Origin of the sequence: Microcoleus sp. w1-18aA5, assembly GCF_036701705.1 — a bacterium.
Taxonomy (GTDB): domain Bacteria; phylum Cyanobacteriota; class Cyanobacteriia; order Cyanobacteriales; family Microcoleaceae; genus Microcoleus.
The window spans coordinates 17,889-28,768 of sequence record NZ_JAUPTE010000083.1; the positions used below are offsets into that span (position 1 = coordinate 17,889).

Consider the following 10,880-nt stretch of genomic DNA (forward strand, 5'->3'; position numbering starts at 1 on the left):
GCTGTTGACTGTTGACTGTTGACTGTTAACCTTTGGCTTTTTGTTTTAGTGAGTTAAGATAAGCATTAAGTTTTGGTGAAAGTTCATTTAATAAGGGATGCAGGCGATCGCTCTGTTCTTGGGTTAAAAGATTTCGAGCGTAGGCAAGTCTTAACCAGTGTCTTGTTTCGTTTAAGGAGCCTCTGGCAATTTTAACAAAACGCTGATTATCTTGGCAGCTATAGCGTCCATGTCCTTCTACAATATTAGCACCAACACTATCAGCAGATCGCACTATTTGTTTGCCCATCGTATCCTTCGTAAACTCGTCCCATTTTTTAACAATAAACCATATTTCGTTTGATATTTTTTCAGCTAATTGATAAACTTGTAGCTGTTGAAAGCTTTCCATATTAGCTCCTTTAACATAGTTGATGGCAAACCGTCAACTGCCAACAGTCAACAGTCAACCGTCAACAGTCAACCGTCAACAGTCAACCGTCAACCGTCAACCGTCAACTTCCTTAAACTTTCGCTTCCAAAGACTTGAGAAACTCAGTATTTACCCCCGACTCGCGCGTCAGGGCAATTTTCCCAGTACGAGCAATTTCCTTAATCCCAAATCTATTCAGAACCTGGACGATCGCCACCATTTTACCGGGATCTCCCACAACTTCCAATGTCAGCGTATCATCACCAATATCCACCACTCGCGCTCTAAAAATTTGAGCTAACTCAATGATCTCCGATCGCGCCCCGCTAGCAGCATTAACTTTCAGCAACATCAACTCCCGTTCCACACAGGGAATTTCCGTTATATCCTGAACTTTAAGCACGTTAATCAACTTGTACAGTTGCTTTGTCAACTGTTCGATAATTTGGTCATCTCCGGGTACAACCATCGTAATCCGAGACACTCCCCCTTGTTCCGCCGGGCCAACGGCCAGACTTTCAATATTAAAACCCCTACGGGCAAATAAACCAGCAATTCGAGTGAGGACACCCGCTTCATCTTCAACTAAAACCGAAAGAGTGTGTTTCATTTCTCCAAAAAGACGCATTTCGTGCAATTCTACTTTCGCTAATTCACCTTTTAGCAGAAGTGCACGCCCATTGAACCTGCCTTAGACATTTTATCGCGAGTTATTGGCCGTTCATCTGCAGGAAAAAACAATATCATTAAGCTGTCGGGGCCAGAGTCACCTCCGATCGACAATATCACTCATAGATCGGCGTAAATCCGCCCCCTCCCGCTTATTGTTGTCGATCGCACGCACATGATCTAAGTAATTGTGTGTACGAACCTACACAATTACTTGATCGAATAAAAAGTTTTCACGTCGGTTGGCCCAGTAGGACTGAAATTTTGAGACCCAATGGGTCTCAAAATTCCTTCACAGAAAAACCCGGTGTTGCAGAGATGGCATCTGGCGGCGGACTTGTTCTAGTCGATCGGGATTAATTTCTGCAATTGCCACACCCGGTTCGTCTCCAGCATCCGCCAAAACCACACCCCAAGGGTCTACAATCATCGCGTGACCGTGAGTTTGACGGCGACCGTAGTGACGGCCAGTTTGTGCGGGGGCAATCATATAACAAGTATTCTCGATCGCCCTAGCTTGCAACAAAACCTTCCAGTGATCCTTGCCAGTGTAAGCAGTAAACGCCGCCGGCACGAACAAAATATCAGCCCCCTTGTACGACAAATGCCTGTACACTTCCGGGAACCGCACGTCATAGCACACCGAAAGTCCCAGCGTCCCCAACTCCGGCGACACATAAACCGGCGGCAAATCTTCACCAGCTTTCACAGTGTTCGATTCCCTGTAAGTAATACCGTCTGGCACATTCACATCGAACAAATGTACTTTTCTGTACCTTGCCACTTCAGTGCCGTTTGGGTCTACCAGCAAACAAGTATTGTATACCTTCCCTCCCTCCGTCGGCACTGGAAATCCGCCGCCCAGAATCGTTACCTGGAATCGCTGGGCCATCGTTTTGAGGAATTTTTCGCTTTGGATGCCGATCGCCTCTGAAGAAGCAATCTTTTCCTCCTCTTCTCCCATAAACGAGAAATTTTCTGGTAAGGAAACTAACTCCGCACCCCGACGCACTGCCAGGTCGATTAATTCCTCTGCCTGAACCAAATTTTTTTGCAGGTCAGGCAAGCTAGTCATTTGAATTGCTGCGGCGAGATAAGACTTCATCGATTCACAATATTAGTCATTAGTCATTAATCATTAATCATTAGCCATTAGTCATTAGTCATTGGGAACTAATTTGATAACTAAATAGTTTAGATCCTTGGTTTTCACCCATTTAGGCGCTGGTTTTGTACTCAATGCTCCAGTTTGAGAGTTTTGATATTTGAGCTTTGAAATAACTTGATAAATCACCGCTCCAACTTCAAAACTCTCAACTTTTTTTTCTAGGTTTAGGAACCTAAATCCACTGATTTTTTATGGCATCGGATGGAAAAGCAAGTCTGGGAAAAAACGGTTGAATTCAATTAAAATTCCCGCCGTTATCACCATCCAAGCTGCTGCCAATACTGGTGCGGTCGAAAGATACTTCAGAAAGTATTGCATGAATACTGCTCCTCAAAAGTCGAGACAACTTAAATTATGCGAACCGATTTTAGATTAAGGATTTTAGGCTGGGAATTTGTAAACCAACTAAAATCTAAAATCTAAAATCCCAAATTGCTAGCGCGGCGAAACAGTAATTTCGTCGTCCTTCGCAAACATTTCACCAGTGGTGATTTCTTTGAGAGCTGCTAGAGGCCACAAAAAGCCACTCAGCATCAATGGGACTGCCTTTGGAACATCGATAATAATCTCTTTTTCCTCAGGAGAGCCAGATTTTTTGGCTGCTTGCAGATAAGAACGGCCTACCCAACCAATCCAACCAGCAATATACAAGAACAGCACGCTGGGAATCAAAAAGTCTCCGGCTTTGCTCAAATTGCCGTCTACGATTAAGTGCGGGTATCCTTCCGGGCCGCACATAGCTTGAGAATAGCGATCGAATCTTGCTTTGGCAGATGCGGGGTCGCCATTCGTAGAACGGGCATTTTTAGCCAGTTCCTTGAATTCGGGAGAGTCCTTGCACGGCACTAAATTGTAAGCCGAAGCAACTGGAGCAAAACTGATCCAGACACTCAACACTAAAATTGCAGCAAACAATCGTCGCATGGAATTGTTTCCTTTTGTTACAAAACAATAAGTTTTTGTACAAGCATTTCAACTTGCCGATCTGGAATCCAGATTACCGTGTTTGTTGACAGTGTAAAGTATCCATCATTGATGCGGCAAATCCCAATAGAATGAGGGATTAGCGTTTTCATAGGTCAATGCTGAGCTAGCAATACCGTGAGGATATTCCTTCTTTGCATCCGATGATGGTCTTACCTGTCGATCGGGCAAAAATCCCTTAACAATAACCTGAGTACAGGTAGAGCGGGGGACTTGCGCCGAATTAGTTAAGCTAGCAATAACTAACCTATCAAATAAAATTACCAGTTAATGGCAACCATTTTCGCAATCGAAACAAGTTGTGACGAAACAGCAGCAGCGATTGTTAAGAATCGTCAAGTTTGCAGCAATGTTGTAGCATCACAAATTAAAATCCACGAGCAGTTTGGCGGGGTAGTGCCGGAAGTGGCTTCGCGGAGTCACCTAGAAATGCTCAATCAGGTAATTGCCCAGTGTCTCGGTGAAGCAAACCTGAGTTGGTCAGAAATTGACGGCATTGCAGCGACTTGTGCCCCCGGTTTAGTAGGTGCATTGTTAGTCGGGCTGACAGCGGCGAAAAGCTTGGCAATAGTCCATCAAAAACCTTTTTTAGGCGTCCACCACCTCGAAGGGCACATCTACGCTTCTTACCTTACCGAACCCGACTTGCAGCCACCGTTTTTGTGTTTGTTAGTTTCCGGGGGACATACTAGCTTTATTTATGTCAAAGATTGCGGTGTTTATGAAACAGTAGGACACACACGCGACGACGCCGCTGGCGAAGCTTTTGATAAAGTTGCGAGACTGTTGCAGCTAGGATATCCCGGCGGGCCGCTGATTGACAAATTGGCCGCCCTTGGCAATCCCCAAGCATACCCTCTACCAGAAGGCAGAATTTCCTTGCCTGGTGGTGGCTACCATCCTTACGACAGTAGTTTTAGTGGCTTGAAAACTGCTGTTTTGCAATTAGTACAGAAACTCAAGAAACAAAATAACAATGTGGGTGCCGAAGACCTCTTGCCTGCCTCTACAATTAATGATATTGCGGCCAGCTTTCAGGAAACAGTAGCTAAGGGTTTAACAAAAAGAGCGATCGACTGTGCCGTAAATTTCGGGCTTACCACTATTGTAGTCGGCGGCGGAGTTGCAGCAAACAGCGGACTGCGAAAACACTTACAAGCAGCAGCAGGAAAACACAACTTGCGAGTATTGTTTCCGCCATTAAAATATTGTACGGACAACGCAGCAATGATTGGCTGCGCGGCGGCAGAACACTTGCAGCGAGGACACAAATCGCCGCTAACTTTGGGAGCAAATTCAAGAATGGGTGTCAGCGATATTATGGAACTGTACAAGAGTCATTAGTTATTAGTCATTAGTCATTAGTCATTAGTCATTAGTCATTAGTTAACAGTTAACAGTTAACAGTTAACAGTTAACAGTCAACAGTCAACAGTCAACATTCAACCCAACGATGAAAATCCGCGACGCAGAAGAAAGCGATTTGCCAGCAATTGTCCAAATATATAACGCAGCAATACCGGGCAGAATGGCCACAGCAGATTTAAAAGCAGTCTCAGTCGAAAGTCGCCTCCCGTGGTACAGAGAACACTCTCCCAATTCCTGGCCGATTTGGGTAATGGAATCAGAACAAAATATTGTTGGCTGGCTGAGTTTTCAGATTTTCTACGGACGCGCTGCCTATCAGCATACAGCAGAAGTTAGCATCTACGTTGCACCCGATCGCCAACGCTGCGGAATCGGACAAAATTTATTGCAATCGGCAATTGTGCGGAGTCCAGAATTGAAGCTTAAAACTCTCATAGGAATTATTTTTGCTCACAATCAGCCGAGTGTAAAATTGTTTGAGAAATTTGGCTTTCAGCGGTGGGGATATCTGCCACAAGTTGCGGAACTTGACGGCTTTGAAAGAGATGTCGTAATTCTGGGTTTGCGTTGTTAGCTGTAGGGAAACGGCAATGCCCATTGGTGTCAACTTAAGGTCAAACGTAATACCGGTCTGCTGTTTGACGATTAGGCCTCGATCCCCCCTAGCCCCCCTTAAGAAGGGGGGGGGACAGGAAGCGCTCAAAGTCCCCCTTCTTAAGGGGGATTTAGGGGGATCGAGACTACGGTAGAAGCGAGATTTTCCAGGCTCTGATGTTTGCTCAATCTGCTAAAATTGTAATTTCATCCAAAGATGCGATCGCCACATCCGCATTTTCCAAATGACTAACCTGGGCCTTTCCCCAACAAATCCCGATACAGCCAGCCGCGCCCGCATTTTTACCCATCTGAATATCGCCTGCTGAATCTCCTACCATTAAAGTTGCTGCGGGATTTACTCCGAGTTTCTCACAAGCTTGCAAAAACAATTTCGGATCGGGTTTGTGAACCGTTGAATCCACTCCCATTTCTAACTGAATCCACTCGGCCAATGCGTGGTGTTTCACAAACTTCTGCACAACCTCCGTCGTAGCCGCCGAAAGAATTCCCAGTTTTAAACCCGCTTCCGAAAGATATTTCAGCACTTCCAAACTGCCGACAAATAGAGGAGAAACAGCACTATTTTTAAACATTTCGTCAGCTTCGTCAAAAGCGCGGCGCGCAATAGTTAAAGATTCCAGCCATCCTCTGCCGGTTTCGGCGATGTATCCCGCCGCCACAATCTCATTTTCCCTACGACTACCGACTGCCAGTAAGCCCGTGGGGTCAATGCTGCCGCCTTCGATACCAAAAGCCATTTGTAAAGGCTCTCCAACCCCCGGAATTTGAGCGTCTGCGAGGCGCGCTCGCTTAATTCCCAACAATCTCAAAAATTCTTGAGAATCCTCTAGAGTGCCGTCTTTGTCAAAGATTACGGCTTGGATATTCGAGAAGGTAATGCCCCGACATTTAATAGTTACCAAGAATCTGAACTCCGTAATTTTTATAGTTTTTTCTATTTTCCCATATTGCGCTATTTTTGGCAATTCTTAATTGCCCAGGATCGTTGTGTTCCTAGAAAATTATGTCCAACATTAGACATCTCCAATAACCATTGTGGAACAGGCATCTTGCCTGTTCAAAACAGGCTTTTATGGAGCTAACTCTTGTTGTATTCCTACAAAACTAGGACACAACATTGTTGTGTCCATACAATCAATAAATTAAAATCGTCCTACTAAATTAGCCACCATTAATCCTAGTACAACCGGCTGGATTGGCTTAACCATATGCCTTTGAAAACCAGCTTCGATCGCCCTTTCGCGTTCTTTATCGCCCGCATAGGCAGTCAGCGCCGCGGCGGGGATTTCTCCTCCGGCTTCCGCAGCAAGAGCTCGCACTTCTCGAATTAAGAAATACCCATCTTCCTCTGGCATTCCAATATCGGAGATTAGCACGTCGTATCTGCCCGGATTTTCAGTCAAAGCAGCGATCGCACTTCTGGCAGATGCAACTGCCAAAACCTCAGCCCCGTAGCCTTCAAGCACAAATTGTAAAAAGTCGCGGGTATCGATCTGATCGTCTACGGCTAAGATGTGCAAGCCTTCTAGAGAGGGGACGCGATCGCTAGAGGCGTTTAAAGGCCCTACCAAAGCAGTTGACTTTAAATCGATCACCGATGTCAACTCTGGAGGTAGCGATCGCAACGGCAATCTCACAGTCATTGTAGTTCCTTGTTCTTCACCCGGACTTTCGGCTTGCACAGTTCCCCCGTGCAATTCAACCAGGTGACGCACGATCGACAAACCCAATCCCAGCCCTTGATTCGTCTTAGCGCTGCTGGCATCGCCTTGATGGAAACGATCGAAAATATACGGCAAAAACTCTGCCCCAATGCCTTTTCCCGTATCGCTGACTCGAAGTTGAGCATGATTCTCGATCGTCGATAGCAGGATTTCCACTCGTCCCCCCGCCGGAGTAAACTTAATCGAGTTAGACAGAAGATTCCACACAACTTGCTGCAAGCGATTGATATCCCCTAAAACAGTCGTAGGAATCAACTGCGAAACAATTTGAATGTTTTTGGCTTCGGCGGATAATTGCACCCCCTCCAGCGCAGCTTGCACCACTAACCGCAGATCGATCGGACAAATGCACAGTTGAAGCTTGCCACTCGTAATCCGGGAAATATCCAGGATATCTTCGATTAACTGAGATTGCGCCCTCGCGCTGCGCTCGATCACCTCTAAAGCCTTAGTAACGGCTGGTTCCTTTAATTTCCCGGAACGCAGAATTTGTGACCAGCCCAGGATCGGAGTCAAAGGATTGCGTAATTCGTGGGAGAGATTCGCCAGAAATTCATCTTTACTACGGTTGGCGGTTTCTGCCTGGTGGCGGGCCAACTGTTCCTGCTGTAATAACTGCGATCGTACAGTTTCCAACTGCTTGCGCTGCGTGATATCCTCGATCGACAACAGAATCATTAAAGCTTGATCTTCTCGTTCAAGTTTACAAGCATTCAGCAGCATGGTTTTGGGCCCGATCTTATCAAACAGGTGATCCAACTCAAAGTTTTCAAGCTGAACATCACTAACCAGAATATCTTCCAGAATCCATCGCACTTGGGGGATATTCCACTGCCCGTTGCCTAGCTCAAATAGCGAAGATTTTGCTGTTTCTGACGGTGAAACCTGAAACATTTCATAAAACGATCGATTTGCTTTATTCACTCGGAAATCAGCATCTAGGACGACTAAAGGCGTTTGCACAGTTTCCACAATGGTTTCAGCATAATTTCGGGCCTCCTCCAAGGTTCTGGCACTGCGTTTAAGAGCATCAATATCGAGCAAAACCATCACCACACCGTCAATCTGGTTTTCCGTTGTCCGGTAAGGACGAATGCGGAGGTTGTACCAATATCCCGATAAAGTTTGAATTTCTTGTTCTTTCGTCTGGAGAGTATCAATCACCTCCAAAATCATCTGTTCCAAGTTAGGAACGTTCAGAGTTGAGCGAATGTCGCTAAAGGGTCGTCCAACATCTGTAGGAATCACACTAAAAATTTGCTGTGCCGTTGGCGTAAAGCGTCGAATCTGTAAATCGTTTGTCAGCATTAAGATAGGGATATTGATACTGGAAAGCAAATTTATCAGATCGTTATTGACCAGGCTTTGTTCAATATTGCGGCTGCGAAGTTCATCATTAGTGGTAGTGAGTTCCTCATTAGTGGCTTGAATCTCTTCTTTGGCAGTTTCTAACTCCTCATTGGTGCTTTGCAACTCCTCGTTGCTGGATAGGATTTCTTCGTTCGCAACTTTGAGGTCTTGGTTGAGACTTTCCTGATCCTGGATCACCGCTTGCAGTTGGGCTTGAGCCGCAGTTTTTTCTTGGTTAGCGGCTGCAAGTTGCTGCCTCAGCAGCTCAATTTCGTGCACTAAATCAGGTTGCTCGAAGTTTTCAGAAGGGAGAGTGCTGAAGTTAAGTACGCGGGGTGCAGCCTCTTCAAATACCACTAAAAAGTAGCGTCCTTCGGCCGCCTGTGGCTGGAACGGAATCACCTCAAAATTGACGATACTCGATCGTCCGCCCGATTCAAGCAAAACCCTTTCTCTCCTAATGGTTACGTTCTGCGTTTGTGCCTGATAAATCGCGGTGCGAAGCTCAACCAGCAAGCCTGCCCTTGCCATTGCCAGCAAGTTTAAGTCGGGCGTTCCGGCTACCACTCTCAAGTAAGGATCGATGTCTCCCCGCACTTGCAGGATTTTCATCTGCTCGTTGACAACCACACTGGCTGGGGCATATCGATTTAAAATCAGTTGGTCAGTTTCTTGTTGTAAATCCAAGCTATTCGTCAAATTCTCCTTCACTTCCTGCCGTTCACGTGCTTTAGCTACGGGATAGGAACTCGGCGTAAACGAAAAATGGGGACGAGTCGCAGTCAACTTTTTGGCATAAATTTTAGACTTTTTCTCCACTGAAGTAAACAAGTAGGAAAATTCTCCGGTACTCTCAGAAGTGCCTAACAGGAGAAAGCCCGTTGGCTTAAGACTGTAATGGAAAATCGGCATCACTTTTTTTTGCAATGACTCTCCCAAGTAGATCAGCACATTGCGACAGCTAACTAAATCGATATGGGAAAAAGGCGGGTCGCTGCCTAAGTCTTGTCGGGCAAATACACAAAGTTCGCGGACTGCCTTGCTGATTCTATAGCTACCTCTTGCTTCGGCAATAAAGAAGCGAGTACGTCGTTCTAGTGAAACATCTACCATCTGGTTTTCTGAGTAGACGCCAGACCTCGCTTTGCCGATCGCCTGTTCGCCAATGTCCGTGGCAAAAATCTGGATCGCTGGCTGGATGACTTGATCGCTCAAAAACTCTAACAAGCAAATCGCGATCGAATAAACTTCTTCACCTGTCGAACATCCCGCCACCCAAATCCGAATCGGAGTTTCGGCCGATTTATTTTGGGTAATCGTGGGGAAAACCAGTTCTTTTAACTTTTCAAAGGCTTCGGCGTCACGGAAGAAACTGGTAACGTGGATCAGGATTTCTTCATACAAAGCTGTGATTTCAGCCGAATTGTGTCGAAGATGTTGGGCGTAATCATCCAAGCTTTCCAGCTTGTACAAAACCATCCGCCGCTGGATGCGTCGAGCGATCGTGGTGGGTTTGTAGTGGCTAAAATCAACGCCTGTGGTCGATTTCAGTAGCGCAAAAATAGTTGCCAGGGCATCTCCCTGTTCGGGCGATTCCTCAACTTTTGTCAGGGGAAGCGGGCCAGTGAGAAGCGGACTGCGACTGTAGTTTGCCAGTTCCTCGGCAATTTTTTCCGGTGTCATAACGAAATCGACATTGCCTGTAGCAACAGCGGTATTCGGCATACTATCGAATTTTGCTGTGTCTTGACATTGAGCAAAAGTCATGCCTCCGGCTGCTTTGATTGCCTTGAGTCCGAGTGAACCGTCTCCGTCTCCCCCGGATAAAACTACGGCGATTGCTTTGTGCCCGCGATCGATCGCCAATGAGGTAAAAAACGCATCTCCCGGCATATATTTGCCATAAATCTTCTCGCGCGGTGAGAGTTGCAGCACGCCTTTACATACCACCATCTTGGTGTTGGGCGGAATAACGTAGACTTGATTGGGCTCTACAGCTACGCCGTCTTCTACCTCATTCACAGGCATTTGCGTGGTTCGCGCAAGAATCTCGCTCAGCAGACTTTTGTGATTGGGGTCTAAATGTTGAATCAGCACAAACGCCATACCCGTATCGGCCGGTAAATGGCTGAGTAACTGCGTGAATGCTTCCAACCCTCCTGCTGAGGCGGCAATCCCAACAATGGGAAAGGGGGCATCGGTTTCGGTTAATTGTTCGCTGTCGAGGGCGGCTGGTGCGATCGATTCGAGTGTATTTTCTGGAGAGGCCTGATGAGAAGTCATGCTATGAAGTCGAGGACTTCAGCTATTCAGCAACCTACAGTTCTCGCAAGATGCCGCTGAAGAACCCGTACTATACTTAAGTATACCTTAAGTTATAGGTATTATTCAACTCATTTAATGAGTAAGTATACTGTTGGAGCCATGATCTGAGCGCGATCGAACAACTCTATCTGCTGTTGGGGCGATCGCAACGAGAGGCTAGCAATAACTACTTATATTTGTTTACCTAAGTAGGTCGGCGCAAAAAAACCGAACTATGTTAAGATAAGTAAACAAAGAGAATATATCTACTGAGGTAACTAAA

9 protein-coding genes are annotated in these 10,880 nt (G+C 46.1%); 2 read left to right on the forward strand and 7 right to left on the reverse strand.

Features of this window, described 5'->3' with window-relative positions:
* Nucleotides 1-25 precede the first annotated feature (25 nt).
* The 5 genes from Q5691_RS23040 to Q5691_RS23060 form a co-directional block, all read right to left on the reverse strand.
* On the reverse strand, nucleotides 26-391 hold the full coding sequence (locus Q5691_RS23040) for a four helix bundle protein (protein WP_333210831.1): 366 nt from the start codon (nucleotides 389-391) through the stop codon (nucleotides 26-28).
* 112 nt (nucleotides 392-503) lie between these two features.
* Nucleotides 504-1,022: an acetolactate synthase small subunit gene (gene ilvN / locus Q5691_RS23045; protein ID WP_333210829.1), complete on the reverse strand. Its 519-nt coding sequence runs from the start codon at nucleotides 1,020-1,022 to the stop codon at nucleotides 504-506.
* Nucleotides 1,023-1,373: 351 nt separating this feature from the next.
* Nucleotides 1,374-2,186: a carbon-nitrogen hydrolase family protein gene (locus Q5691_RS23050; RefSeq protein WP_333080387.1), complete on the reverse strand. Its 813-nt coding sequence runs from the start codon at nucleotides 2,184-2,186 to the stop codon at nucleotides 1,374-1,376.
* A 252-nt stretch (nucleotides 2,187-2,438) separates the two neighbouring features.
* Entirely contained in the window at nucleotides 2,439-2,567 is a 129-nt protein-coding gene (psaJ, locus tag Q5691_RS23055) for a photosystem I reaction center subunit IX (RefSeq protein WP_015174876.1), read from the reverse strand.
* A 117-nt stretch (nucleotides 2,568-2,684) separates the two neighbouring features.
* Entirely contained in the window at nucleotides 2,685-3,173 is a 489-nt protein-coding gene (locus Q5691_RS23060; RefSeq protein ID WP_333210827.1) for a Photosystem I reaction center subunit III, read from the reverse strand.
* A 330-nt stretch (nucleotides 3,174-3,503) separates the two neighbouring features.
* On the opposite strand from Q5691_RS23060, the gene tsaD reads away from it, so the two are divergent.
* Nucleotides 3,504-4,577: a tRNA (adenosine(37)-N6)-threonylcarbamoyltransferase complex transferase subunit TsaD gene (gene tsaD / locus Q5691_RS23065; RefSeq protein WP_333210825.1), complete on the forward strand. Its 1,074-nt coding sequence runs from the start codon at nucleotides 3,504-3,506 to the stop codon at nucleotides 4,575-4,577.
* Nucleotides 4,578-4,686: 109 nt separating this feature from the next.
* On the forward strand, nucleotides 4,687-5,175 hold the full coding sequence (locus Q5691_RS23070) for an N-acetyltransferase family protein (RefSeq protein ID WP_333310700.1): 489 nt from the start codon (nucleotides 4,687-4,689) through the stop codon (nucleotides 5,173-5,175).
* Between the two features lie 205 nt (nucleotides 5,176-5,380).
* Here the strand turns inward: Q5691_RS23070 and Q5691_RS23075 are convergent, their stop codons facing one another.
* Nucleotides 5,381-6,121, reverse strand: a complete 741-nt coding sequence (locus Q5691_RS23075) for an HAD family hydrolase (protein ID WP_333226646.1) — start codon at nucleotides 6,119-6,121, stop codon at nucleotides 5,381-5,383.
* A 240-nt stretch (nucleotides 6,122-6,361) separates the two neighbouring features.
* A complete protein-coding gene (locus Q5691_RS23080) occupies nucleotides 6,362-10,576 on the reverse strand; it encodes a chemotaxis protein CheB (RefSeq protein WP_333347296.1) in 4,215 nt (1,404 codons plus the stop codon).
* Nucleotides 10,577-10,880: the final 304 nt, after the last annotated feature.